General features: G+C 72.7%; 21 protein-coding genes and 1 riboswitch. Of the genes, 13 read left to right on the forward strand and 8 right to left on the reverse strand.

The features are described 5' to 3' along the window. Positions 1-178 precede the first annotated feature (178 nt). The gene (locus tag ACZ7LS_RS02005; RefSeq protein ID WP_385130032.1) at positions 179-2,614 is read right to left on the reverse strand and encodes a lamin tail domain-containing protein; all 2,436 of its coding nucleotides are present in this window, start codon (positions 2,612-2,614) and stop codon (positions 179-181) included. 335 nt (positions 2,615-2,949) lie between these two features. Beyond that, positions 2,950-3,022: riboswitch (cobalamin riboswitch) on the forward strand. A 127-nt stretch (positions 3,023-3,149) separates the two neighbouring features. Here ACZ7LS_RS02005 and ACZ7LS_RS02010 point away from each other — a divergent pair. Genes ACZ7LS_RS02010 through ACZ7LS_RS02030 form a run of 5 tightly spaced genes read left to right on the forward strand, consistent with a single transcriptional unit; the run spans position 3,150 to position 9,131 of the window. Then, on the forward strand, positions 3,150-4,478 hold the full coding sequence (locus tag ACZ7LS_RS02010) for a prenyltransferase/squalene oxidase repeat-containing protein (RefSeq protein WP_385130030.1): 1,329 nt from the start codon (positions 3,150-3,152) through the stop codon (positions 4,476-4,478). Continuing rightward, entirely contained in the window at positions 4,475-5,209 is a 735-nt protein-coding gene (locus ACZ7LS_RS02015) for an SCO2322 family protein (protein ID WP_382664277.1), read from the forward strand. Before ACZ7LS_RS02010 ends, ACZ7LS_RS02015 begins: the two co-directional genes overlap by 4 nt. Positions 5,210-5,242: 33 nt before the next feature. Beyond that, positions 5,243-6,430 carry an energy-coupling factor transporter transmembrane component T gene (locus tag ACZ7LS_RS02020; RefSeq protein WP_385130028.1) on the forward strand — a complete coding sequence of 396 codons (1,188 nt, stop codon included), beginning with the start codon at positions 5,243-5,245 and terminating at the stop codon, positions 6,428-6,430. After that, complete coding sequence (locus tag ACZ7LS_RS02025; RefSeq protein WP_385130026.1) at positions 6,427-8,214, forward strand: ABC transporter ATP-binding protein; 1,788 nt, start codon at positions 6,427-6,429, stop codon at positions 8,212-8,214. Before ACZ7LS_RS02020 ends, ACZ7LS_RS02025 begins: the two co-directional genes overlap by 4 nt. Then, positions 8,211-9,131 (forward strand): ECF transporter S component, encoded by a 921-nt coding sequence (locus ACZ7LS_RS02030; RefSeq protein WP_385130024.1) that lies wholly within the window; start codon positions 8,211-8,213, stop codon positions 9,129-9,131. Before ACZ7LS_RS02025 ends, ACZ7LS_RS02030 begins: the two co-directional genes overlap by 4 nt. 48 nt (positions 9,132-9,179) lie before the next feature. On the opposite strand, the gene ACZ7LS_RS02035 is transcribed toward ACZ7LS_RS02030, so the two are convergent. Then, positions 9,180-11,270, reverse strand: a complete 2,091-nt coding sequence (locus tag ACZ7LS_RS02035) for a bifunctional glycosyltransferase 87/phosphatase PAP2 family protein (protein ID WP_382872522.1) — start codon at positions 11,268-11,270, stop codon at positions 9,180-9,182. A 285-nt stretch (positions 11,271-11,555) separates the two neighbouring features. On the opposite strand from ACZ7LS_RS02035, the gene ACZ7LS_RS02040 reads away from it, so the two are divergent. Further along, complete coding sequence (locus ACZ7LS_RS02040) at positions 11,556-12,224, forward strand: O-methyltransferase (RefSeq protein WP_385130022.1); 669 nt, start codon at positions 11,556-11,558, stop codon at positions 12,222-12,224. 96 nt (positions 12,225-12,320) lie between these two features. Here the strand turns inward: ACZ7LS_RS02040 and ACZ7LS_RS02045 are convergent, their stop codons facing one another. Beyond that, positions 12,321-12,947 (reverse strand): hypothetical protein, encoded by a 627-nt coding sequence (locus ACZ7LS_RS02045; RefSeq protein WP_382518374.1) that lies wholly within the window; start codon positions 12,945-12,947, stop codon positions 12,321-12,323. A gap of 202 nt (positions 12,948-13,149) precedes the next feature. Further along, entirely contained in the window at positions 13,150-15,243 is a 2,094-nt protein-coding gene (locus ACZ7LS_RS02050) for a DHA2 family efflux MFS transporter permease subunit (protein WP_385130020.1), read from the reverse strand. Between the two features lie 225 nt (positions 15,244-15,468). Between ACZ7LS_RS02050 and ACZ7LS_RS02055 the strand changes: the two genes are divergently transcribed. Both ACZ7LS_RS02055 and ACZ7LS_RS02060 read left to right on the forward strand, forming a co-directional pair. Next, the gene (locus ACZ7LS_RS02055; protein ID WP_385130018.1) at positions 15,469-16,359 is read left to right on the forward strand and encodes a peptidoglycan-binding domain-containing protein; all 891 of its coding nucleotides are present in this window, start codon (positions 15,469-15,471) and stop codon (positions 16,357-16,359) included. Between the two features lie 181 nt (positions 16,360-16,540). Beyond that, complete coding sequence (locus tag ACZ7LS_RS02060) at positions 16,541-17,215, forward strand: HAD family hydrolase (protein ID WP_385130016.1); 675 nt, start codon at positions 16,541-16,543, stop codon at positions 17,213-17,215. Between the two features lie 105 nt (positions 17,216-17,320). Here the strand turns inward: ACZ7LS_RS02060 and ACZ7LS_RS02065 are convergent, their stop codons facing one another. Beyond that, entirely contained in the window at positions 17,321-18,058 is a 738-nt protein-coding gene (locus ACZ7LS_RS02065) for an ABC transporter permease (RefSeq protein WP_382518362.1), read from the reverse strand. 479 nt (positions 18,059-18,537) lie between these two features. Between ACZ7LS_RS02065 and ACZ7LS_RS02070 the strand changes: the two genes are divergently transcribed. From ACZ7LS_RS02070 to ACZ7LS_RS02090, 5 genes are all read left to right on the forward strand, one after another. Continuing rightward, on the forward strand, positions 18,538-19,191 hold the full coding sequence (locus tag ACZ7LS_RS02070) for an HNH endonuclease family protein (protein ID WP_382518359.1): 654 nt from the start codon (positions 18,538-18,540) through the stop codon (positions 19,189-19,191). Positions 19,192-19,275: 84 nt separating this feature from the next. Further along, entirely contained in the window at positions 19,276-21,153 is a 1,878-nt protein-coding gene (locus ACZ7LS_RS02075; RefSeq protein ID WP_385130013.1) for a DUF7800 domain-containing protein, read from the forward strand. Between the two features lie 135 nt (positions 21,154-21,288). Continuing rightward, positions 21,289-23,346 (forward strand): FAD/NAD(P)-binding protein, encoded by a 2,058-nt coding sequence (locus ACZ7LS_RS02080; protein ID WP_385130182.1) that lies wholly within the window; start codon positions 21,289-21,291, stop codon positions 23,344-23,346. Between the two features lie 66 nt (positions 23,347-23,412). Next, positions 23,413-23,859, forward strand: a complete 447-nt coding sequence (locus ACZ7LS_RS02085) for a DoxX family protein (RefSeq protein WP_382518353.1) — start codon at positions 23,413-23,415, stop codon at positions 23,857-23,859. Between the two features lie 196 nt (positions 23,860-24,055). Beyond that, complete coding sequence (locus ACZ7LS_RS02090) at positions 24,056-24,721, forward strand: DedA family protein (protein WP_382664296.1); 666 nt, start codon at positions 24,056-24,058, stop codon at positions 24,719-24,721. Here the strand turns inward: ACZ7LS_RS02090 and ACZ7LS_RS02095 are convergent. The 3 genes from ACZ7LS_RS02095 to ACZ7LS_RS02105 form a co-directional block, all read right to left on the reverse strand. Next, entirely contained in the window at positions 24,718-24,993 is a 276-nt protein-coding gene (locus ACZ7LS_RS02095) for a DUF2277 domain-containing protein (protein ID WP_382664297.1), read from the reverse strand. The genes ACZ7LS_RS02090 and ACZ7LS_RS02095 overlap by 4 nt on opposite strands. Before the next feature lie 155 nt (positions 24,994-25,148). Continuing rightward, the gene (locus ACZ7LS_RS02100; RefSeq protein WP_382518345.1) at positions 25,149-25,421 is read right to left on the reverse strand and encodes a DUF4873 domain-containing protein; all 273 of its coding nucleotides are present in this window, start codon (positions 25,419-25,421) and stop codon (positions 25,149-25,151) included. 71 nt (positions 25,422-25,492) lie between these two features. Continuing rightward, complete coding sequence (locus ACZ7LS_RS02105; RefSeq protein ID WP_382518782.1) at positions 25,493-25,876, reverse strand: VOC family protein; 384 nt, start codon at positions 25,874-25,876, stop codon at positions 25,493-25,495. Positions 25,877-25,882: the final 6 nt, after the last annotated feature.

Genomic DNA, 25,882 nt, shown 5'->3' on the forward strand with positions numbered 1-25,882 from the left:
CGTACACCCTTTTCCCCTCGGCCTCCCTTCCTCCCCACCCCCTTCCCTCCCCCCGTCTTTTTCTGAGAGGAGGCGGAGACCACGCTTGTGCCCACCCCCCCCCCCCCCCCCCCCCCACGGTCCGGCCGGAGCCGGCTCACCCGGCCGGGTTCACCCGACGAGGCTCACTTGATGCGGCTCACTTGATGCGGACGACCTGCGGGTCGTGGTCGCTCGCCTGGTCGGCGAACTCCGCGTTGATGTGCACCACGTCGTAGTCGGGCTTCTTGATGGCGGGGCTGACCAGGATGTGGTCCAGGGTCTGCGAGTTGCCGTCGTAGACGTAGCTGTAGCGCTCGTTCTCCGGCAGCTTGTCCATCAGGTCGATGAGGACGCCGCCCCGGGTGAGGGTGGTGAGCGGCTTCGAGAACTGGTAGTCGTTCAGGTCGCCGAGGACGACGACCTTGGCCTTCTTGTCCTTGGCGAGCAGGCCGGAGACGAAGTCGTGGACCTCCGTCGCCTGGGACAGGCGCTGGGTCTCGGAGCCGAGGGTCGGCGGCTGGAAGACGCCGTGCGTCGGCTGGTCGCCGCCCTTGGAGTTGAAGTGGTTGCCGATCACGAAGACCTGCTCGCCGCGGAAGGTGAACTCGCCGACCAGCGGCTTGCGGCTGCTCTTCCAGGCGTCCGAGGCCGGGTTGATCCGGCCCGGGGACACGGACAGCGTGATGTCCTTGCCGTGCTTGCCGGTGGTCACGACCTCGGTGGCGGTGGTGGCGTCGCCGCCGGGCCGGTCCACGAAGCCGACCCGCTTCGGGTTGAAGAGGAAGACGTTACGGATGTTGCCGCCCGGCTCACCGCCGTCGGTCTTGTCCGCCGGGTCGACGGAGCGCCAGTCGTACGCCGGGCCGCCCGCCGCCTGGATCGCGGCGACGAACCGCGCGAGGGTCTCGCCCGCGGTGACCGTGCCGTCGTCCTTGGCGCCGTTGTCGTCCTGGATCTCCTCCAGGCTCACGATGTCCGGGGTGGCGAGGTTCTTGACGACGCCCTCGGCCAGCCGGTCGAACTTGGCCTGCGGGTCGGTCGGGTCGAGGTTCTCGACGTTGTACGTGGCGACCGACAGCTCGTCGGCCTTGCCCTTCTTCGCCACCTCCGGCTTGAGACCGCCGGACTTGACCTTGCCCAGGGTGCTCGCCTGAAGGCCGTATCCGCCGTAGCCGGAGTAGTCCAGCGGACCGGCGGTCGTACCGGTCAGGGTGTCGCCCACGTTGGCCCCGGGCTTCTCGCCGGTCAGCGAAGTGACCAGCAGACGGCCCGAGTTCACCTCGTCGTACGAGGGGTAGACGGTGCCGCCGCGCGGGGTCGGGTTCTGCTTGGGCTTGGTGGTGACCCACGTCTCGCCGTACGTGTTGGAGGCGCCCACGACCCGGCTGTCGCCGATCCGGATCAGCATGCCCTCACGGGACTCGAACCAGTCCAGGGCGTATCTGCCGGGATTCAGCGCGAGCGGCTCGATGCTGAGCCCCTTCACCTTCGGCGCGTACGTCTCGGGCAGCGTCCTGGAGTCGATCACCTCGGCCGCCGGCAGCGGGGTGCCGGAGGAGAGCACGACGGTCGTCGCGCCGGTCAGCTCGGTGACGGACTGGGCGCCCGAGCTCTGGCCGCCCGGGTAGTACTCGGTGACCTTGGCGGTGACCAGGACCGAGTCGCCGACCTTGACCTGCGGGGTGGCCGAGCCGGTGAAGACGAACACGCCCTCGCTGGTGGCCGGGTCCTTGTCCGGCGCGGTGTCCTGGATCCAGAAGCCGCGCGAGGAGCCGGTGGCGCGGATCGCGGTGACCACGCCCGGCACGTTGGTGACGGTCTTCCCCGCCTGCGGGGAGATCCGGGTGGTGCCCTGGATGTCGTGGATCCGCAGCTCGCCGGGGGTGGTGTTGGTGGGCGAGGGGGTGGGAGTCGGCTCGCCGCCGCCGTCGCCCGCGCCCGCGCTGTTGCGCGGCGCCGGCGTCGCGCCGCTGAAGTCGGCGGAGTTGGTGTCCGTGTCGGTGAGCGTCGCGTTGCGGGCCACCGAGTGGGTGTTGTCGGCGCCGGTGGCGGGCGAGGCCTCCCGGACGGTGGCGGTGCCGAAGCCGACCAGGTCCTTGATGGTCGTGTCGGCCGCGCAGTCCGCCGCGGTCAGGCAGGTCAGCGGGGTGGTGGAGCGGACGAGCGCGACGGTGCCGCTGCTCGCCGACATGGCGATGGTGCCGGTCGCGTCGGCGGTGGGCAGCGGGGTGTCGCCGCCGGAGCCCTTGGCCTCCTCGACGAGATAGCTGCCACCCGCGGGGATGGCGCCCTTGATCTCGGTGACCTGCCACTTGGAGCTGGAGGTCGGCGAGCCGCTCAGGTACTGGACGGACCAGCCGGTGAGGTCGAAGGGACCGTCACCCGCGTTGCCCAGCTCGATGAAGTCGCTGGTCAGAGTGGCACCGGAGTTCCCGCCGCCGCCGTAGACCTCGGAGATGACGGCGTCCGGGGACGGCGTCGCCTGAGCAGTGAACGGCAGCACGATGAGCGATCCGGCCAGGCCGACGGGGAGCGCCACGGCGATCGCCTTGGCACGCCGGCCACGCAGGGCCGGGGGTATGGATGGGGACACGGTCAGCTCTTCCTTGCGAACGTGATGTGTGGGAGACGTGCGAGACACACGAGACGTATGAGAAGCGCACGAAGTATGAGAACCCTGAAAGTCGGCTCAAGATACGCGCGTAGACAGAGCCGCAACAAGACTCCGCGGCCACCAAATGACAAGTGTTTCCCGACTGTTCGCCGGATTTAACCTGGTTGTCGGAGAACAGGTCGCGTCTCGGGCATCGGGCCGGGCGCGGCGCCGGGAACACCGGGCCGTCCGCGAGGGCCGCTCCCCGGGCATCCTGCCGGGGAAGGGGGAACGGAGGCCGGTAGAGTGGGCGAGTCGTCATCATGCCCGTATGGGGGGAAGCCGGTGCGAAACCGGCGCTGACCCGCAGCCGTGAGCCGCCTTCCCCGGCGGCGAGCCGGAATGCCCCGTACGCGGTCGTGACCGGCTCGTGCCATCGGAAGCCGCCGGTGGCCGGCATCGTCGAGGAATACGCTGCCGGGAGGGGCCGCTGGTGTGCCCGCGCCCGGCTCCCGCAGGAGAGGCCCCGCCCGCCATGACCACCGTTCGCCGCTGCGCAGCGGCGCTCGCCGCATCCGCCGTGCTCTGTGTGGCGCTCGCTCCGGCCGCCGTCGCGGGGGGCGATGTGCCGGCCGCCCCCGGCGCGTCCCCGTCCGCCGATCCGGCGCCCGCTCCCTCACCGGCCGAGCCGTCTCCGGCCGCGCCCGCGCCTGTGAAGCTCCCGCCGGGCCTGTACGGCGACAAGGACCCGACGTACGACGGGGTCTGGCGGCAGTCGCTCGCGATGCTGGGCCAGTTCGCGGCGCATGTCCGGCCCGCGAACCAGGCGGTGGCCTGGCTGAAGGGCCAGCAGTGCGCCAACGGCGCGTTCCCCGCGTACCGTCCCGATCCCGCCAGGCCCTGCGACGCGAAGACGGCGGTCGACTCCAACTCCACCTCGGCGGCCATCCAGGCGCTCTCCTCTCTCGGCGGGCAGCGGCCGGCCATGACCAGGGGCATCGCCTGGCTGCGGTCCGTACAGAACAAGGACGGCGGCTGGAGCTACACCCCCGGCACCCCGAGCGACGCCAACTCCACCTCGCTGGTGATCGGCGCGATGACCGTGGCCGGGGTACGGCCCTCGTCGGTACGGTCCGCCGAGGGGAAGAACGCCTACGACGCGCTGGTGGGGCTGTCGATCCCGTGCGGCACCGCGTCGGGCGCGGACGCCGGTGCCTTCGCCTACCAGCCGGACGCGGCCGGGAAGCTGTCCGCCAACGACGACGCCACCGCCGCGGCCGTGCTCGCCGGGGTCGGCAAGCGGCTGGTGAGCGGTCCCGTGAAGGCGGGCCCCGCGCCGTCCTGTGTCCCCGAGGCCGACCTCTCGCCGGAGCGCGCGGCCCGTAACGGCGCCGCCTATCTGGCGTCCGTCCTCGCGGCCACCGGCCATCTCGACCAGCCGCCGATGCCCGGCGCCGACGACAGCGCGCCGCTGCCCGATTTCGGGAACACGGCGGAAGCGGTCGTGTCCCTGACGGCCACCGGTTACGGGGACCAGGCCAACCGGGCGCTGGAGTGGCTGAAGCAGAACAGCGGCGCCTGGGCGCAGGAGAACGGCCCGGCCGCCTACGCGCAGTTGATCCTGGCCGCCCACGCCACGGACACCGATCCGCGCAACTTCGGCGGGATCGACCTCGTGGAGCGGCTGAACGCGACCGGCCCCGCGCCGAAGGCCATCGCCGTACCGGCCTCGCCCGCCGCAGCGGCGAGCACGAGCGTCGACGAGGGCGGCCGCGCCGTCCTGTGGCTCATCGTGATCGGGCTGGTCGTGGCCGGCTACATCGGCTTCCGGATCAGTGTCCGCGGAAAGACCGCCCGGCCGTGATACGCGCCCGTGCCTCCGCCGCCTCCGCCCCGGTAGGTCTCCGTACCGTCGTCTGTCTGGTGGTTCTCGCCCTCGGCGCCGTCGTCGCCGGGGCGGGGACGTCCCAGGCGGCCGGTTACCGCTACTGGTCGTTCTGGGAGAGCGACGGCGCGAAGTGGACGTACGCGAGCCAGGGCCCGGCGACGGCGCGGCCCGCCGACGGCGCGGTCAACGGCTTCCGCTTCGCGGTGAGCGCGGACAGCGCGGACGCGGACCGGCCGCGCGGGACACCGGACTTCGCGGCGGTGTGCGAGGGCACCCCCGCGCGGGACGGCCACAAGCGGATCGCCGTCGTCATCGACTCCGGTACGGGCGCCGACGCCCCGGACGGGGAGCAGCCGCCCGCGCTCCGGGCGGAGTGCGCCCGGGTGGGCGAGGACGCGACAAGCGCGGAGGCGCTGGCGGCGGTCGCGAAGCCGCTGCGCTACAACAGCGAGGCGCTGCTCTGCGCCATCTCCGGATATCCGGCGTCGGGCTGCGGCGAGCAGGTGGCGGGCGGCGGGGCGCCGCGGGATCCCTCCGGAACGCCGGAGCCTTCCGGAACGACCACGCGGACGTCCGCGCCGGCGGCGGGCGGTACGAGTGACGGAGAAGGCGGCGGCGGTCCGTCGGCCGGACTCTTCGCCGGAGCCGCCGCCGTGGTCGTCCTCGCCGCCGCCGGTCTTCGGCAGGCCCGCCGTCGGCGCGGATGAGCGCCATGAGCGGTACGAGATGAGTCCTGCGCGATGAGCCACACCCCACGTCGGGGCGCAGCCGCCTCCCGCCTGTCGCCTCCGCTCCGCGCGCCGTCGCTCCGCGCGCCCGGGGCGAACCGCTCCAACGCCCTGCACGCCGGGGCCTGGTGGCTCTGGGCCCTCGGGCTGGCCGTCGCCGCGTCCCGTACGACCAACCCGCTGCTGCTCGGCCTGCTGGTCGGGGTCGCGGGCTATGTGGTGGCGGCCCGCCGTACCGACGCGCCCTGGGCCCGTTCGTACGGCGCGTTCATCAAGCTGGGGCTCGCCGTGATCGTCATCAGGCTGCTCTTCTCGGTCGTCCTCGGCTCTCCCGTCCCCGGTGAACGCCTCCTCGTCACCCTGCCCGAAGTACCGCTCCCCGACTGGGCGGCGGGGGTACGGATCGGTGGCCGGGTGACGGCCGAGCAGCTGGTCTTCGCGCTGCACGACGGCGCGAAGCTGGCCACGCTGCTGATCTGCGTGGGCGCGGCGAACGCGCTCGCCAGCCCGGCCCGGCTCCTCAAGTCGCTGCCGGGCGCGCTGTACGAGGCCGGGGTCGCCGTCGTCGTCGCCATGACCTTCGCGCCGAACATGGTCGCCGACGTCGGGCGGCTGCGTACCGCCCGCAGGCTGCGCGGCCGGCCCACCGGCGGCGTCCGGGCGGTGCTCCAGATCGGACTGCCGGTTCTGGAGGGCGCGTTGGAGCGTTCGGTGGCGGTCGCGGCGTCGATGGACGCCCGCGGCTACGGGCGTACGGCCGAGGTGCCGCGCGCCGTACGGCACACCACCACCGCGCTCACGCTCGGCGGGCTGCTGGGCGTCTGCGCCGGTTCGTACGCGCTGCTCGCCGCCGAGGGCGCGGGCTACGGGCTGCCGCTGCTGGCCGCCGGGCTCGCCGCCGCGCTGGCCGGGCTGCGGCTCGGCGGCCGGCGCTCGGTCCGTACCCGCTACCGCCCCGACCGCTGGGGCGTCCGCGCCTGGCTGGTGGCCGGGTCGGGCGCGGCCGTGGCGGCGCTGATGATCCGGGCGGGGGCCGTCGATCCCGCGGCGCTGCACCCCGGTGTCGTCCCGCTGGTGGCGCCGGTGCTGCCCCTCTGGCCCGCGGCGGGGACGCTGCTCGGGCTGCTGCCCGCGTTCGTCGCGCCCGTACCCACCCCCTCCCCCGCGGAACCTCCCGCACAGAGAAAGTCGGCGCCGTGATCCGGTTCGAGCAGGTGTCGGTGACGTACGGCGATGCCCGGTCGCCCGCGATAGCGGGGGTCGATCTCACCGTGCCCGAGGGCGAACTCGTCCTGCTCGTCGGCCCCTCCGGAGTCGGCAAGTCGACTTTGCTGGGGACGGTGTCCGGGCTCGTCCCGCACTTCACCGGCGGTCTGCTGCGTGGCCGCGTGACCGTCGGCGGCCGGGACACCCGTACCCACAAGCCGCGCGAACTCGCCGATCTGGTCGGCACCGTGGGCCAGGACCCGCTGGCGCACTTCGTCACCGACACCGTCGAGGACGAGCTGGCGTACGGCATGGAGTCGCTGGGTCTGGCGCCGGATGTGATGCGGCGCCGCGTCGAGGAGACGCTCGACCTGCTGGGCCTGGCCGAGCTGCGCGACCGGCCGATCAGCACGCTCTCGGGCGGGCAGCGGCAGCGCGTCGCGATCGGTTCCGTACTGACCCCGCACCCCAGGGTGCTGGTGCTCGACGAACCGACGTCGGCGCTCGACCCGGCGGCGGCCGAGGAGGTCCTCGCCGTGCTGCAACGGCTGGTGCACGATCTCGGTACGACGGTCCTGCTCGCCGAACACCGGCTGGAGCGGGTGGTGCAGTACGCGGACCAGGTCATCCTGCTGCCGGGCCCGGGACAGCCCCCGGTCGTCGGGGACCCGGAGCGGATCATGGCGGTGTCGCCGGTGTATCCGCCGGTGGTGGCGCTGGGCCGGCTGGCCGGCTGGCGGCCGCTGCCCCTGTCCGTACGGGACGCGCGGCGCAGGGCGGCGGGTCTGCGGGAGCGGCTGGCGGGACGGGAGCCCGAGCCGGTGGGGGGTACGGGGACGGTCGCTCCCCCGGCGGCGACGGCCCCCCGTACCCCGCTCGGCAGACTCCTGCGCCGCCGTGTGACGGCGGAGCCGGAGAGCGCCCCCGACCGCACCGGCCCGCTCGCCGTCGTGACCGGTCTCGCCGTGCGGCGCGGCCGGACCGAAGCGCTGCGCGAGGTGTCGCTGACCGTCGCGCCCGGCGAGACCGTCGCGCTGATGGGCCGTAACGGCGCGGGCAAGTCCACGCTCCTGTCCACCCTGGTCGGGATGGTCGCGCCGGCCGCCGGATCCGTCCTCGTCGGCGACCGCGCCCCGCACCGCACCCCGCCGGGCGAACTGATCCGGCACGTCGGTCTCGTACCGCAGGAACCGCGCGATCTGCTGTACGCCGACACGGTCGCGGCGGAGTGCGCGGCGGCGGACGGCGACGCGGGCGCGGCGCCCGGCAGGTGCCGCGCACTCGTCCATGAGCTGCTGCCCGAGGTCGCGGACGCGACGCATCCGCGCGATCTGTCCGAGGGGCAGCGGCTGGCGCTGGCCCTCGCGGTCGTCCTGACCGGACGGCCGCCGCTGCTGCTCCTGGACGAGCCGACGCGCGGCCTGGACTACGCGGCGAAGGCCCGTCTCGTCGGGGTGCTGCGCGCGCTGGCGGCCGAGGGGCACGCGATCGTCCTGGCGACCCACGACGTGGAGCTGGCCGCGGAGCTGGCGCACCGGGTGGTGATCCTGGCCGACGGCGAGATCGTGGCGGACGGCCCGACGGCCCAAGTGGTGGTCTCGTCGCCGGCCTTCGCGCCGCAGGTGGCGAAGGTCATGGCGCCACGGGAGTGGCTGACGGTGACTCAGGTCCGTACGGCGCTGGCGGCGACGGCCTCCGAGGGCCCGGAGGCCACAGGGGCTTCTGGTGCCCCGGGGCCGGCGGAGGCTTCGGCCCGGGAAACGGAGGGGACGGAATGACGCCGCCGGTCCCCGGGCCGGGCACGCCCCGGACCCGCACACCTTGGGCCCGCGCCTCCCGGGCCCGTACTCCACGCCCTGGCACGCCCCGCGCCCGCACGCCCCGGGCGCGTGCCGTACGGCTCGGCCCTCGCGCGGTCTGCGCGCTCGCTCTCATCGGCGCGATCGGGGTGGTCGCCTTCGGCTGGCCGCTGCTCGCCGACCGCGCGTCCGGACTCGCGCACTCCCAGGACGCGCCGTGGCTCTTCGCCGCGCTGCTCCCGCTCCTCGTCGGCGTCGTCGTCGCGACGATCGCCGATTCCGGGCTGGACGCGAAGGCCGTGGCGATGCTGGGGGTGCTGGCCGCCGTCGGGGCGGCGCTGCGGCCACTGGGGGCCGGTACGGCGGGACTTGAGCCGATGTTCTTCCTGATGGTGCTGAGCGGCCGGGTCCTCGGACCGGGGTTCGGCTTCGTACTCGGCTCGGTCACGATGTTCGCGTCCGCGCTGCTCACCGGCGGGGTCGGGCCCTGGATGCCGTTCCAGATGCTGGCGATGGGCTGGTTCACCATGGGCGCCGGACTGCTGCCGGGCCCCGACCGGCTGCGGGGCCGCGCCGAGTTGCTGATGCTGGCGCTGTACGGGGCGTGCGCGGCGTTCGCGTACGGCACGGTCATGAACCTCCAGGGGTGGACCTATCTCGGCGGGCTCTCGTCCGGTGTCTCCTTCCAGCCGGGCGATCCGGTCCACGACAATCTGGCGCGCTTCCTGGCGTACTGCGCGGCGACGTCGTTCGGCTGGGACCTGGGCCGGGCGGCGCTGACGGTCGTCCTGACCCTGACGATCGGCGCGACGGTGCTCAAGGCGCTGCGGAGGGCGACGCGCCGGGCCGCGTTCGAGGCGGAGGCGCGGTTCGAGGACCCGGCGGCCGGGGCCTGAGCCCGGTGCGCGCGCTCGCGCGCTCGGCACGGTCCCCGGCCAGGGGCCTCAGCCGGCCGGGGCCCGCCGCTCCGCGCCGTCGTCCGTACCACTCGTACCACTCGTACCACTCGTACCGACGCGTCCGGCGCGTCCCTCCCCCTCCGGGAACGGATCCGCCTTCGCGGGCGCCGTCGCCCGTGGCAGCAGCTTCCGGGGGCCCGCCAGCAGATACGTCAGCCCGAAGCCGGCCCCCACCACCGCCGCGCCGCCCACCGCGTCGAGCACCCAGTGGTTGGCGGTGGCGACGATCGCGCACACCGTGAAGAGCGGGTGGAGCACCCCGAGCAGTTTCATCCACCCCTTCGGCGCCAGGACGACGATCACCACGCCGCACCACAGCGACCAGCCGAAGTGCAGCGAGGGCATCGCCGCGTACTGGTTGGTGAGCGAGGTCAGCGCCCCGTAGTCGGGGTTGGTCAGATCCTGCGGGCCGTGCGCGGTGTCGATGAAGCCGAGGCCGGGCATCAGCCGCGGCGGCGCCAGCGGATAGAGCCAGAAGCCGGCCAGCGCGAGCACCGTGGCGAAGGCGAGCGAGGAGCGCGCCCAGCGGTAGTCCGCCGGGCGGCGCGCGTAGAGCACGCCGAGGATCGCCAGCGGCACCAGGAAGTGGAACGACGAGTAGTAGAAGTTGAAGAAGCTCTCGGCCCACCTCACCTCCACGACCGTGTGGTTGACCCAGCGCTCGATGTCGATCCCGAGCGCCCGCTCGACCGAGAGGATCTGCCGGCCGTGTTCCTCGGCGGTCTCGCGACCGCCCGTCGCGGCGAGCCGGATCTGGGTGTAGACGGAGAAACCGACGCGGATGGCGAGCACTTCGAGCAGCAGGTTCGGCCGGCTGAACAGCCGTCTCCAGAACGGCACCAGCGGGATCCGGGCCCAGCGCGCGGGCACGGGGCGCGCGTACTCGTTCGGGACGGGCTTGTCGAACGACGGCGCGGTACGGGTCAGGAACGGCACCGCGCAGGCCGCCGCGAGTGCCGCGACCAGGGGGGCGTTCTCCCGCAGGGGCACGAGCACGCCCACGTTCGGCAGGAGCATCTTCCCCGGCAGCGTCATCACCAGCACCACCACCGCCGGCCACACCAGCCGGTCCCTGGCCCGGATACCGACCCGGCCGACCAGTGCGGGCAGCACCCACAGCAACTGGTGCTGCCAGGCGGTCGGCGAGACGGCGATCGCGACACAGCCGGTCAGCGCGACGGCCAGCAGCAGCTGCCCGTCCCGCGCGTAACGGACCGCGCGCCGCAGCCCCAGGAAGACGACGGCCGCGGCCAGCACGGCGAACAGCGCCACTTCCAGGGGCCCTTCGAGGCCGATCCTGAGCAGCGCGCCGTGCAGGGACTGGTTGGCGAGACTGTCGGGACGCTCACCGAGGCCCGCCCCCGCCACATGGTGGAACCAGTACGCCCAGGAGTCGCCCGGCATCGCGAGCCACGCCACCGCCGTACCGGCGGCGAAGACCCCGGTCGTGGTCACGGCGGCGCGCTTGCGGCCGGTCAGCCAGAGCAGCGGTACGAAGAGCAGTATGGCGGGCTGGAGCGCCGCGCCGATGCCTGTCAGCACACCGGAGGCGCGCTCGCCCCGGGCGACGAAGCAGCCGAGCAGCACCAGCAGGACGGGGATGATGCTGGTCTGCCCGAGCGAGAAGCTGTTGCGTACGGGCAGCGACAGCATCAGCAGACTGATCGCGACCGGCGCGGCCAGCAGTCCTGTACGGCGCGACACCCGGCCGGGGAGAGCACGGGCCGCGACGAGGCCGAGGGCGACGACCAGGAGGAGCGTCCCGAAGGTCCACGCGATCCCGAGGCTCTGTTCGGCCGAGCGCGCCAGCGGTTTGAGCACGAGGCCGGCGAACGGTGTTCCGGTGAACCTCCCGGTGTCGTACAGCGAGCCCGTCACATGCAGCACACCGTTCTCACCGATCCAGGTCTCCAGATCGGTCAGCCGTTCACCGGGCGGATGCCGGAGCACCGCCGCCGCCTGTCTGACCGCCAGTACGGCGACGACCAGCCAGAGAGCCGCGCGGGCCGCACCGAAACCGGTTCCCGCCGTACCCGCCGCCGCACCGCCGTGCACGCTGTGCTCCGCATTCACCACGCCGCGCCGACCCTCCCGTCCGATAACGCCGTCCCTGAGGCATAGAGCCTCGCACTGCCCCGTCGGGAAGACTCAGGCAACCCCCTCTTCGCCTGACTGTCATCCATGTTTTGTCCTGACGCCCATGATTTCCGGACTTGCGGGGACAACGAGACGGGCCGACGACGGACAATGAGTCCGCTGTCCCTGTCCCCTATCTCCCGTCCCCATCTCCGGTCTCCGGTCTCCGGACTCCGGACTCCGGACTCCGGACCCGGTCACCTCCCGCACCGACGAAAGGCCCCTATGTCCCAGGAGCAGTGGAACGCGGTCGAGCGCTACTTCACCGATCAGCTCGTACCCGCCGACGAAGCGCTCACCGCCGCCCTCGCCGCGAGCGAGGCGGCCGGTCTGCCCGCCATCAGCGTCGCCCCGAACGAGGGCAAGTTGCTGCACCTGCTGGCCCGCGTCCAGGGCGCGCGCAGGATCCTCGAAATCGGCACGCTCGGCGGCTACAGCACCATCTGGCTGGCCCGCGCGCTGCCGGAGGACGGAAAGCTGATCTCGCTGGAGTACGACCCCGCCCACGCGGAGGTGGCCCGCGCCAATCTCGCGCACGCGGGCCTCGACAAGATCGCCGAGGTCAGGACAGGACCCGCGCTGGAGTCGCTGCCCGTTCTCGCGGCCGAGGACGCGGGCCCCTTCGATCTCGTCTTCATCGACGCGGACAAGAAGAACAATCCGCACTATGTGGAGTGGGCGCTGAAGCTCGCGCGTCCCGGCAGCCTGATCATCGTCGACAACGTCGTACGGAACGGGGCGGTCGCCGACGCGGACAGCACCGACGCCGCCGTGCTGGGCACGCGGCGCGCGATCGAACTGATGGCGGAGCACCCGCGGCTGTCGGCGACCGCGGTGCAGACGGTGGGCACCAAGGGGTACGACGGCTTCGCGCTCGCCCGCGTGCTCGACTGACCCGGTCCGGGCGACCGGGCCCCGGGAACACGAGGACGGAGGCGGCGGGCCGTCCCTTGCCCGCCGCCTCCGAGTCTGTTGCCGTCGGCCTCCGCGTCAGCTCCGCAGGAGGTCGCGGTCGCGGCCGACGCGCCGGGGGCGGTCCACCGCGCCGTCCTCGGCGTGGGCGAGGATCAGCCGTTCGAAGAGCGCACGCGCGCCGACGATCGCCTCGCGCAGCTCCTCCGTACTCGCGGCGCGCCCCTCGTCCCCGGCCATGTGACGCAGCACCCGGTATCCGTCCACCTCATGCGGAAGATGGACGGAGAGGGCGTCGAACTGGTCGTCGCGGCGCTCGCCGGCCGGGTAGCCGCGCTCCTCGGCCAGCCGGACCATCAACTCGTCGGCCCCGGTGACCGCTTCACGCGGGGAGTCGACGAAGCGCTCCTGGAGACCGGCCCAGTGGGCCACGTACTGTTCGCGCCGTTCCCCGGCGAGCGTGCGCGGGCGCAGGCCGCCGTGGCGCTCGACCCGTGCGGCCAGTTCACGCTCGGCGGCCTTGGAGTCACCGTCGTGCCGGGCGAGGACGCGCTCGTACTCGGGGCCGAACCGGCGCTTCAGTCCGCCGCGTCCGCTCCTCCTGCCGCGTCCGCCTCCCCTCCTGCCGAGTCCCGCGTACAGGACAGCGGCCACCACACTCACAAGGGCCACGGTCAGGGCTGCGACGATCAGTACGGTGGACATGACTGCCTTCCTGTTCCGGCTCGGCTGGGCCAGGGCTCGTCGTACACGACACGGCACCGTGGGTGACGGATCGCTCTTCCCCTCGGGTTGCCCGGATTCCGGTCCTCAAACAGCCGGGTGACAACAGCGCCGGGCAACGGGCCGCCGGAGGAGGGCCGGACGGGCGCCCGGACAGCCCTCGGACAGCCCGTCGCACGCTCCGTCAGACGGGCGGTCGGGCGACGTGGTCCGACGGGCGTTCGGGCGGGCGCGCGACATGGTCCCCGGGCGGTGCCGGGACGCGTGGCCGTTCGCCGTCCGAGCCGCACATCTCCCTGGTCAGCTCGCGCACCAGCGCCACCAGGTCCGTCGGCCGGTCGGGCCCCCACCAGTCCCCCAGCAGCTCCGACAGGGAATCCTCGCGCGCCTTCCCCAGAACCTCCGCCACCTCCGCGCCCCGGCCGGTGAGCGTCAGCCCCAGCCCCTCGCGCCGCGCCAGGCCCCGGATCTCCAGCTGACGGGACGCGTCGGTGATGGTCCTGAGCGGTACGGGCGTGACATCCGCGAGCAGGGCGGGTTCGACCGAGCCCTGGCGTCTGATGCGCAGCAGCAGCCAACTGGCCGCCGGGAGCAGGTCGAACCCCGTCTTCGCGGTGATCGTCTCGTAGATCCGCCGGTGGCCCTCACGGGTGCCGAGGAGCGACAGGGCGCGGGCGCACTCGTCGCGCGAGGAGCGCTCGACGGGGTTGGACGCCAGGGTCTCGGTGATCTCCGGAGCGGTCACCGAGCCGCGCAGCTTGTCCTCCCTGAGGAACCACGCGACGAGGAAAGCGAGGAGCACGACCGGCACGGCGTACAGGAAGACATCGGTGATGGAGGTCGCGAACGCGTGCAGTACGGGGGGCCGCAGCGCGGCCGGCAGCCGGCCGATGGCGTGCGGGTCGGACGAGATGTCGGCCGGTCCCACACCGGGCGGCAGCGTCTGGCCGGCCAGCGCGGCGCTGATCTTGCCGCTGAGCAGATTGCTGAAGACCGTGCCGAAGATGGCGACGCCGAAGGAGGAGCCGATGGAGCGGAAGAACGTCGCGCCCGAGGTGGCGACGCCCAGATCCTGGTAGCTGACGGAGTTCTGGACGGCCAGCACGAGGATCTGCATGACCAGGCCGAGCCCGGCGCCGAAGACGAAGAGATAGACGCTCATCACCCAGGTGCCGGTGAACTCGGTGAGCTGGTGGAGCAGCAGGAGTCCGACGGCGGTGATGCCGGTGCCGAGGATGGGGAAGACCTTCCAGCGGCCGGTGCGGCTGACGATCTGACCGGAGAGGGTGGAGGTGATCAGCAGCCCGAGCACCATGGGCAGCAGGTGCACCCCGGACAGGGTGGGGCTGACGCCCTGCGCCACCTGGAGGAACGTCGGCAGATAGGTCATCGCGCCGAACATCGCGAAGCCGACGATGAAGCTGATGAGCGCGACGAGCGTGAAGGTCCTGAGCCGGAAGAGCCGCAGCGGCAGTACGGGTTCGGCCGCGCGCCGCTCGACCCGTACGAAGACGGCGAGGAGCAGCAGTCCGAGGACCGCGAGTCCGATGGTCTCGGGCGAGCCCCACGCCCAGGTGGTGCCGCCGAGCGAGGCGACGAGCACGAGGCAGATGGCGACGGACGCGATCAGGAAGGTGCCGAGGTAGTCGATGGTGTGCGCGGTCCTGCGCACCGGAACGCGCAGAACGGCCGCGATGACGAGCAGGGCGACGATGCCTATGGGGAGGTTGACGTAGAAGACCCAGCGCCAGCTGAGCGACTGGGTGAAGAAGCCGCCGAGCAGCGGGCCGAGCACGCTGGTCGCGCCGAACACGGCCCCGAACAGGCCCTGGTACTTGCCGCGTTCGCGTGGCGGGACGATATCGCCGACTATCGCCATCGACAGCACGATCAGTCCGCCGCCGCCCAGCCCCTGGAGCGCGCGGAAGCCGATGAGCTGGGGCATGTTCTGGGCGATGCCGCAGAGCGCGGATCCTATGAGGAAGATGACGATCGCGATCTGGAAGAGCTTCTTGCGGCCGTACTGGTCACCGAGTTTGCCCCAGAGGGGCGTGGCGGCGGTCGAGGCCAGCAGGTAGGCGGTGACCACCCAGGACAGATGCTCCAGGCCGCCGAGGTCGCTGACGATGGTCGGCAGCGCGGTCGAGACGATGGTCTGGTCGAGCGAGGCGAGCAGCAGGCCGAGGAGCAGGGCGCCGATGGCGACGAGAACCCCGCGCGGGTTCTGGCCCTCGCCGGGGACCGGACTCAGGGCCGGGGCACTCACTTCCTGGGCCATGGGGGTATCTCCTTCTGAGCCATGGGGAATCTCCTCGGGTTCGCCGGATCTCCATCCTGGCCGCTTCGCGCCGTTCTGTCCCGTTATGCCGTACTGGGCGACCGCTCCTCACGCGTCTCGCGCGCCCCTCACGCGCGCCGAGGTCCCACCGGGACGCCCGGGCGTCGCACTCCGTTCGGATACGGGCTGCATAATCGGCGGCAGTTGAAGGGGAGGGGACCCACGTTGACCGGACAGCTCTGTCCCGGATGCGGTACGCCGCGGGCCGCGGAAGACAGACCCGGCTGCGACTGCGGGGGCGCGAAAGCGGCGGCGGGGAACGCGGCGGAGCGGGCGGCGGAGATCGCGGCGGCCGAGGATTTCGATCCGCTGCGGATACGGCCGTATGTGAAGTTCGACGCGGAGTCGCAGGCGCCGCGGTCTTTCCGTACGGCGGGCCCGCTGCCGCCGCTCGCGCCGACGGGCGGCACCGCCGCACCACCACACCCGGCACCGGCTGGGACAGGCGAGGATCATCCGGCGCCGCCGCCCGTCCGGCGCAAGCCGTACCGGGCGGTGGCGATCGGCGCCGCGGCGGTGGCGGTGATCGGCACCGTGGCGTTCGCCGGGAAGGTCCTCTCGCAGGACGCCGGAGACGCACGGGCGCGTCCCGACCCGGCGCACACCTGGCTGCCGTCGATGAGCCCGGAGGGCACCTCGCCGCCGGCGACGCCCACCGCGAAACCGACCCCGACCCCGTCGGCGACGCCATCGGCCGCCGCGCCGCCGCCGGCCGCTCCGGCCCCGAGCGCCTCACGGCCGGCCGGCACGAAGGCGGCGTCGCCCTCCGCCCCGAAGCCCGTGAACGAGCCGTCGCGGGAGCCCGAGCGGACAGCGGCGGGCACCTCGCTCGGGCCGGGCGACTCCGGGCCGGAGGTCGTGAGGCTCCAGCGGCGCCTGGCGGAGATCCGGCTCTTCCACGGCGACCCCGACGGCCGGTACGACGACCGCGTTGCGGGTGCCGTCACGCTCTATCAGTCGTACAAACAGATTGACGGTGATCCTCGGGGCGTCTACGGGCCGGACACCCGGCGGGCCCTGGAGGCCGACACCCGGGGTGCCGGTCGCCGCCACTGACCCGCTTTGTATAATGACGAAACAAAGTGGTTCCGCCCGTTCACCCTGACCGACGGGCGGAGCCACTTGTCTCGCTCCCACACCGCTCACACCGCTCACACCGCCCGTTCCGCCCGCCCCGCTCGTCCCGTCCGCCCCGCTCGTCCCGCTTGTCTCTGCTTCCGCGCTCTGGAGTCCGCCGATGACGGCCACCGCTTCCCCCACGACGTCCGTCCTGACCGCCCGCGCCCTCCTGCTCGACATGGACGGCACTCTCGTCAACTCCGACGCCTCCGTCGAGCGCTGCTGGCGTCAGTGGGCGCGTGAGCACGGCCTGGACCCCGAGGAGGTCCTCAAGGTCGTCCACGGCCGCCAGGGGTACGCCACGATGGCCGTCCTGCTCCCGGACCGCCCCATGGAGCAGAACTACGCCGACAACCGCGTCATGCTCGCCCAGGAGACCGCCGACACGGAGGGGGTCGTCCCGATCCCCGGCGCCCCGGCCTTCATGTCCGCCATCGCCGAACTCCCGCACGCCCTGGTCACCTCGGCGAACGTCGCCCTGTCCGACGCCCGGATGACGGCGGCGGCCCTCCCCATGCCCAGGACCCGCGTCACGGCCGAGAACGTCAGCGCCAGCAAGCCGCACCCCGAGGGCTTCCTCCTCGGCGCGGCGACCCTCGGCTTCGCGCCGGAGGACTGCGTGGTCTTCGAGGACTCCGAGGCCGGCATCGAGGCGGCACGGGCCGCCGGCATGCGCGTGGTGGGCGTGGGCCCGCGCGCGAAGTCGATGTCACCGGACGCGCATGTCGAGGACCTCACCCGGCTCCGGGTGGAGGCGCTGCCGTCGGGCGAGATCGCGCTGCGCTTCGGCTGATCCGGCCGTTCCGGACCCCATCCGCGGGTCCGGAGCCCGGGTATCGCGCGAGGGTGCGGAACGGGATGGGGAGCGGGATGGGGAGCGGGGCGTGACGCACCGGACTCACCCGTCCCGGTGCAGCCGCCCCCGCGCCACCAGTTCGAGCACCACGCCGACCGCCACCGCCTGCACCGCCATCAGCGCCACCAGCACGAACAGCTGGACCGCCCCCGCCAGTACCGGTGACGCGCCGCCCAGCAGCATGCCCACGAAGGCGCCGGGCAGCGTCACGAGCCCCACCGTCCGCGTCTGATCGAGCCCCGGCAGCAGCGCGTCCGCCGCGGCCGGTCTCGCCACCTCCATCCGGGCGTCACGGTCCAGCAGCCCGAGGGCGAGCCCCGCCTCCACCTCCCCACGCCGGGCGTGCAGTTCGTCGAGCGCCCGCCGGCCGCCCAGCACCGTCGCGGTGAGCGCGCCGCCGATGAGGATGCCGGTGATGGGGATGATCGCGATGCCCTTGGCCGGGACGACCCCCGTGAGCAGCACCACGGTCATGACGGGCGCCACCCCCGCCCCGATCGGCACGGCCGCCCACCACCAGGTCCTGTTGCCGGTGACCCGGCGTCCGGCGGTCCGTACGGCGACGGCGTACATGAGCGCGACGAAGCCGAGCAACGGCGGTACGGCGCCGACCACCCAGCCGATCACCAGGGAGACCACGCCGAGTTGGACCGCGGCCCTGACCCCGGCGACGGCGATCTCGCGGGCCCGGCCCAGTCGCGCGAGCGCGGCCACCGCCACGGCCACGATCAGCAGCGCGCCGAGCACGACCCCGAACGTGATATCGACCCGCAGCAGCACGGGCCCACCCTATGCCGCGCCCGGCCGCGCCACGACGTACCGGCCCGTACGGCGCCCACGCACCGGTACCGCCACCGCCCGCACGCCGCGCCCCGCCCGCACGCGTCGCACCGCCCGCACGCCACGTACCGCACGCCCGCTCCGTACCGCCCGCACGCCCCGCGCGGCCGGCCGCGCCCCGGCGTACCGCCCCGCGCCGATCTCACCAACCTCGCCCGGATAGAACACAATTGCCCACCCCTCAGGAAGAGCCGATTCCCCTGACCCCTTGATGTGACGTGCTCATGTCGTCACTCTGTTACCTGAAGCCCACCTTCCGGAAACCCACCGCGACCACGATGGCGGCCGGGCCCACGGCCCCGCACGGTCCCGTACGTACGGCCCAGGTACCGCATGGCCCAGCCCCCCACGGCTCCACCCGTACCACCCGTACCGCCCCGCATGGTCCCGTCAGGTTCCCCCACTCCAAGGGAGTTCACATGTCCGGTGTCTACGCGCGTCGAATGTCCCGTGCCGGCGTCCTCGCCGCCACGGCCGCACTCGCCACCGCCACCACCCTGCTCACCGCCCCGTCGGCGCAGGCCGCCATGCCCACCCCGGTCAGCGCCTCCACGGCGCGCAGCTACCTCGGCCAGCTGACCGTTCAGGCGGAAGGTTCCTCCAGCGGTTACAGCCGCGACCTGTTCCCGCACTGGATCACCCAGTCCGGCGCCTGCAACACCCGCGAGGTCGTGCTCAAGCGCGACGGTTCGAACGTCCAGCAGGACTCCAGCTGTGCCGCCGTCAGCGGCTCCTGGTACTCCGAGTACGACGGCGCCACCTGGAGCGCCGCGTCCGACGTGGACATCGACCACATGGTGCCGCTCTCCGAGGCGTGGAAGTCCGGCGCGAACAGCTGGAGCACCGCGCAGCGGCAGGCCTTCGCCAACGACCTGACCCGCCCGCAGCTCATCGCCGTCACGGACAACGTGAACCAGTCCAAGGGCGACCAGGACCCGGCCAAGTGGATGCCGTCGCGCGCCGCGTACAAGTGCACCTACGTCCGCGCCTGGGTGCACGTGAAGTACTACTACAACCTGAAGATCGACTCCGCTGAGAAGAGCGCCCTCCAGAGCGCCCTGAACGGCTGCTGAGCAACCACTTCACCCGTCCCGTGGTCCCTCCCGTCGACTCCGTACGGTCGTTCCGTACCGTACGGGGCGACGGAGGAGGCTTTTATGACCCGGCTGCGCCTGGGACCACTGCTGCGGTACGTCGACGGGGACGGCGGCGGCACCGCGACCGTATGGGTCGAGGCCGACCGGCCGTCCACGGCGGAGGTCCGCTGTGAGGACGGCGCGTACGGCACCTCGCGTACGTTCCACATCGCCGGCCACCACTACGCGCTGATCCCGGTGACGGGCCTGGCTCCCGGCACCGACACTCCCTATGAGGTGCTGCTCGACGGCCGCCGTGTCTGGCCGCCCGAGGACTCGCGGTTCCCGCCGAGCACGATCCGCACCCCGGCCGTGCCCGCCGCCGGGCTGCGGGTGTCCTTCGGCTCCTGCCGCTGGGCGTCACCGCCGCACGACGAGCCCGACCCGATCGGCCCGGACGCGCTCGACACCCTCGCCACCCGTATCGCGGGCGACCCCGCCGCCGCGCGCCCCGACGTCCTGCTGCTCCTGGGCGATCAGGTGTACGCGGACGAGACGTCGAAGGCCACGCGGCGGCGGCTGGCCGAGCGCCGCGATCTGAGCGAGCCGCCGGGCGCGGAGGTGGCGGACTACGAGGAGTACACCCACCTCTACGACGAGTCCTGGAGCGACCCGGCCGTACGGTGGCTCCTGTCCACCGTGCCCAGCTGCATGATCTTCGACGACCACGATCTGATCGACGACTGGAACACCAGCGCCGCCTGGCTGGCCGACACGCGGGCGAAGCCCTGGTGGCAGGAGCGGGTCCTCGGCGGCCTGATGTCGTACTGGGTCTATCAGCACCTCGGCAACCTCTCCCCCGCCGAGCTGGCGGCGGACACGCTGTACGCGGAGGTACGCGCGGAACCGGACGGCACGGAGCTGCTGCGGCGCTTCGCCGCCGAGGCCGACCGCGATCCGGCGTGCGCGCGCTGGAGTTACCGGCGCGACTTCGGGCGCACCCGGCTCCTCATGGTCGACTCCCGCGCCGCCCGGGTGCTGGCGGAGCGGGACCGCGCGATGCTGGACGAGGCCGAGGCGCGCTGGGTACGCGACCAGGTGCTGGACGGCAGAAGCCCGAAGGGCGGGGCCATCGCCGACGGGCAGAGCCCCAGGGGCCGGAGCGCGGACGGCCGGGACACGCACAGCGGACGCCCCGACGGCGCGGGCACGCGCGGACCGTACGACCACCTCCTGATCGGCACCTCACTGCCCTGGCTGCTGCCGCCCTTCATCCATGACGTCGAGTCCTGGGACTCCGCCCTCTGCGGCGGCGAACGCGGCCCCCGCTGGGCGCGGTTCGGCGAGCGGCTGCGCAGGGCGGCCGATCTGGAGCACTGGGCCGCCTTCCCCGATTCCTTCGAAGAGCTGGCGGCGCTGATCGCGGAGGCGGGCAGCGGCCCCGACGCCCCGGCGACGGTGTGCGTCCTGTCCGGCGATGTGCACCACGCGTATGTGGCCGAGCCCTCCTGGACGACGGACGGCGGCCCGGACAGCCCCGGCGGCTCGTCCGACAGGCCGGACGGCTCGCGCGGCTCACACGGCCCGGACGGCTCGCGCGGCCCGCACGGCCCCGACGGCTCGCACGGCCCGGACGCGCGGGTCGTGCAGCTGACCTGCTCACCCGTGCACAACTCCATCCCCGGCTATATGAAGCTGGGCTTCCGCTTCGGCTGGAGCGGGCTGGCCAGGCGGCTGGGGCATGTACTGGTCCGGCACGGGCGGGTCGCGCGGTCGTCCGTCAACTGGCGTAAAACGGGCGGCCCCTGGTTCGGGAACCAGCTGATGACCCTGACGCTGCGCGGCCGTTCCGCCGATCTGCGCCTGGAACAGGCCCGCGCGCACGGGCGCGCCTCCGCGGCGGGCCGGACGCCCGGCGCGGAGCTGGTGACCGTACAGGAAAGGTCCTTGACTCCCTGACAGGGCCCCTGACGGCTGTTCGACGCCAGGGGCCCGACGGCGGTTCCCCGTTCCGCCGACAACGTTGCCGTGATCATTCCCACACGGCGTGATGTTTCACCCAAGGGTTCGAACTCGCCATGCACGAGCGGCATGATGAGCGGACTACTCGCTTCCAGTACCCCACCCGCCCCGGGAGTCACAGCTTTGTGCGATGTACGGCAGCCCCTGCCCCGCTCTCTCGCAGTCGTCGGCGCCGGCCCCCGTGGCACCTCGGTCCTCGAAAGACTCTGCGCGTCCGTACCCGAACTGGCTCCGGACGTGCCGCTCACCGTGCATCTGATCGACCCCGCACCCCCGGGCGCGGGGCTCGTCTGGCGCACCGACCAGTCCGCCGAGTTGCTGATGAACACCGTCGCCTCACAGGTGACCGTCTTCACCGACGACAGCGTCGCGTGCGAGGGTCCGATACTCCCGGGTCCGAGTCTGTACGAGTGGGCCGCGTCCCGGCCGGAGGAGCGGCTCGGCGCCGACGACTATCCGAGCCGTGCCGCCTATGGCCGATATCTGGAATGGGCCTTCCACAGGACGGTAGCGAACGCTCCGGCGAGCGTGACGGTCATCGTTCACCGGGCCCGCGCGATCCGGCTCGATGACGACAACGACAGCGTGGCGCGGGACGCGTCAAACCCGTCTGCCTCGGCCGTTTCACCCCAAACACCCGGTAGTTCCACCGCGCACCGGCCCACCCAAACGCTCTACCTCGACGATGGCACGACGATTTCCGGCCTCAGCGCCGTGGTGCTCGCCCAGGGCCATCTACCGGTGGTTTCCGGCCAGACCCAGGCGGCCCTCGCGGAGTACGCGGTCCGTCACCGGCTCCGCTATCTGCCGCCCGCCAACCCCGCCGATGTCGATCTCTCGGCGGTCGCCCCCGGCGAACCGGTGCTGCTGCGCGGACTCGGGCTGAACTTCTTCGATCACATGGCGCTGCTGACGGCGGGCCGGGGCGGCCTCTTCACGCGCGACACCGACGGCGTTCTCGTATACCACCCGTCGGGGCGTGAACCGCAGTTGTACGCGGGCTCACGGCGCGGTGTCCCGTACCAGGCGCGCGGGGACAACGCGAAGGGACCCTCCGGCCGGCATCTCCCGCTGCTGCTGACCCCGGATGTGATCGCGGTGTTCCGCAAACGCGCGGACGAGGGCGACCCGCCGGACTTCCGCCGGGAGATATGGCCGCTGGTCGCCAAGGAGGTGGAGGCGGTCTTCTACGCGGCGGTGCTCCGCACGTCCGCCCGCCCGGCGGGCTCGTCGTGGGAACGCGTCCTCGACCGGTTCCTCGCCGCGCCGCACGGCAGCCCGCAGGAGAGCGCCGTCCTCGACGACGCGGGGATCGCCCCCGCCGAGCGCTGGTCCTGGGACCGGATCTCGCGCCCGTACCACGGGGAGACCTTCCGCGATCCCGCCGATCACCGCGCCTGGCTGCTCGCCCACCTCCGCGAGGACGCGGCCCAGGCGGCGCTCGGGAATGTCGCGGGCCCGGTCAAGGCGGCCCTGGACGTGCTGCGCGATCTCCGGAACGAAGTACGGCAGATCGTGGACCACGCCGGCCTCTCCGGCACCTCCCGGCGCGATCATCTCGACCGCTGGTACACGCCTTTGAACGCTTTCCTCTCCATCGGGCCCCCGCGCCGCCGTATCGAGGAGATGGCGGCCCTGATCGAGGCGGGAGTGCTGGACGTGATCGGCCCGGGGACGACCGTACGGACGGTGGACGGCGTGTTCACCGCCGAGTCCCCCGACGTCCCGGGGTCGCTGATCCACGCCACGACGCTCGTGGAAGCCCGGCTTCCGGAACCGGATCTCAGGCGCAGCTGCGACCCGCTGCTCTCCCGGCTCCTGAAGACCGGTCAGTGCCGGCCGCACCGGGTCGGCGGTTACGAAACCGGTGGGCTGGATGTAACGCGCCGTCCATACCGCCTGATAGACCGTCGGGGGGAAGCCCACCCGCGGAGGTTCGCGCTCGGGGTCCCCACGGAAGGAGTCCACTGGGTGACGGCGGCGGGAGCGCGCCCCGGTGTCGACTCGGTGATGCTCTCGGACTCCGACGCGGTGGCACGTGCCACCTTGCAGACACCGGACATACCGCGCCCCGAATACGCGACGCGAATTGATCCTCAGCTGAATGTTGAACTTGCAAGCATCGATTAGGCGTCCCTAACGTGAGGAAGGAGATTCTCATCGGTCCAGACCAATGATCGAAGGAGTGCACCCCCCATGTACGCACGTCTCAACCACGCCCAGCCCTACGCGCTCGGCCTCTTCCGCGTGGTCGTCGGGCTCCTCTTCGCCTGCCACGGCGCCGCCTCGCTCTTCGGGTACTTCGCCAAGGACACCGTGCCGGCCGGCGCCTGGCCAGGCTGGTACGCCGCCGTCATCCAACTCGTGGCCGGGGCCCTCGTGCTGCTCGGCCTCGGCACCAGAGTGGCCGCGCTGCTGGCCTCCGGCTCCATGGCGTACGCCTACTTCAACGTGCATCAGGCCGACGGCCTCTTCCCCATAGAGAACAACGGTGAACCCGCCGCCATGTTCTGCTGGGCGTTCCTGCTGATCGTCTTCACCGGACCGGGCGCGTTCGCTCTGGACCAGCTGTTCGGCGCGCGCGGCTCCGGGGGCGGGTCCGGGGAGGAGAGGCGGGATCAGCGCGCGGCCGTGGCCGCCTGATCCACACCGGACCCGCCCGGTGCCCGGACCGCCCGCCGGGTCCGGGCACCGGCACACGGGGTCCTCGCCGGGTCCGGCCCGACCCGGTCGATCCACCGCTCCCGCACACGCGTACGCTGGCTGATCCGCAGCCGCCACCGCCGCTCCCCCGCGACACCGAGGCGCTGTCGACGGGACCGGGCGGGAAGTGACGTAGGTGCTGGAGAGTCTGGGGTCGCTGGCGGGCAGCCCGTGGATCTACGCCGTCGTGGCCCTCTCTGTACTGTTCGACGTGTTCCTTCCGGTGCTGCCGAGCGGCGTTCTGGTGATCACGGCCGCCACCGCGGCCGCGGCCGGTACCACCACGGTCGCGGCCAGTACGACCGCGGGCGCGGGCACGGCCGGCACGGTGGCGCAGGTGCCGGAGGAAGTGCCCTCGCTGCTTCTGCTGATGCTCTGCGCGTTCAGCGCGTCCGTACTCGGCGATCTGGCCGCCTTCCGGCTCGCCCGGCGCGGCGGTGAGCGGCTCGGCCGGGCCATCGCCCGCTCCCGCCGCCTGACCACCGCACAGGAACGTCTCGGCGGGGCACTCGCCGGGGGCCGCGGAATCCTGGTCGTCATCGCCCGGTTCGCGCCGGCCGGACGCTCGGTGGTCTCCCTGGGCGCGGGCGCGGCCCACCGCAAGGTGAAGGAGTTCCTGCCCTGGTCGGCGCTGGCGGCCGTCGCGTGGACGGGCTACAGCGCGGGCCTCGGTTACTTCGGCGGCCAGTGGCTCGGGGCGACCTGGATCGGCGCGGGCGTGTCCGTACTGGCGCTGTTCGTGGCGGGCGCGCTCGCCGCGTACGTCATACGGCGCCCGGCGACGGGCCCGGCGACCGCCTAGGACGCCTGAGCTGCCTGAGCGGCGTCGGCCGCGTGGGCCGCCCGAGCGGCCGTACGGGCCGCTCCGCCCCGTACCTCGATCCCCCCGAGCAGCTTCGCGGTCGACTCCGCGATCTCGGCGACGGCCTGTTCGAAGACCTCGCGATTGTGCGCGGCGGGCGCGCGGAAGCCGGAGACCTTGCGCACGTACTGGAGGGCGGCGGCGCGGATGTCCTCCTCGGTGGCCTCTTCGGGGAGGACGGGCGGGCGGAGGGTCTTGATGCTGCGGCACATGGTTCCAGTGTGACCGATGCGGTGTGCGCCCGTCAGGCCCCCGAACAGGACGGTCCTGACCTGCGACGGAAGCGACCATGACGGACGGCGGCGAGCGGGCGCGGACCGGCCGCGGCCGCCCCTCCCGGCATCAGAACGGATCGGAACGGATCGGATCAGAACGGAATCGTGCCGCTGCCCGAAACCCTCAGCCGGCCACTGCCGATGGCCGTATGCGTGGCCACGACGGCGCTCTCCTGGCCGTCGGGGAACCGGATGCGTACGTCGCCGCTGTCCAGCGCCGCTCGCAGGGCCTCCCCCGCCTCCCCGGTCTGTACGCTGCCGCCCCACTGGCGCACCTCGCCCGACAGGCTCGCGCTCAGTGTGGCCTCGACCGCGATCTCGGAGTCACCGGCGACGAGAGTCGCGGGCCCCTGGTAGTTGCTCATGGCCCCAGTGTGCGCCCACGGACGCCGGTCTCTCACCACGTCGGCGCGCGGAGGCGCCGCCAGGGAGCCCGTCAGCCGGGGTAGTGGCTCAGCTCGACGAGATTGCCGTCGGGGTCGCGCACGTACACGCTGACGAACGGCCCCAGCGCACCGGTGCGCTCCACCGGGCCCTCCTCGACAGGGACTCCCCGCACCGCCAACTCGGCGATCACCCGTTCGAGTGGGTCCGCGACCACGAAACAGAGGTCCGCGCTGCCCGGAGTCGGCCGCTCGGCCTTGGGCTCGAACTCGTGGCCCGCCCGATGCAGGTTGATCTTGCTCTGCCCGAAGGCCAGCCCGCGCCGCCCGCCGCCGAACACGACCGGCTCCATACCGAGGACCCGGGTATAGAAATCGACGGTCGCCTCGATGTCGGCGACGGTGAGGACGAGATGGTCGAGACGCTCGACGCGCATGCCTGC

The sequence above is a fragment of the Streptomyces sp. NPDC039430 genome (genome assembly GCF_055639435.1).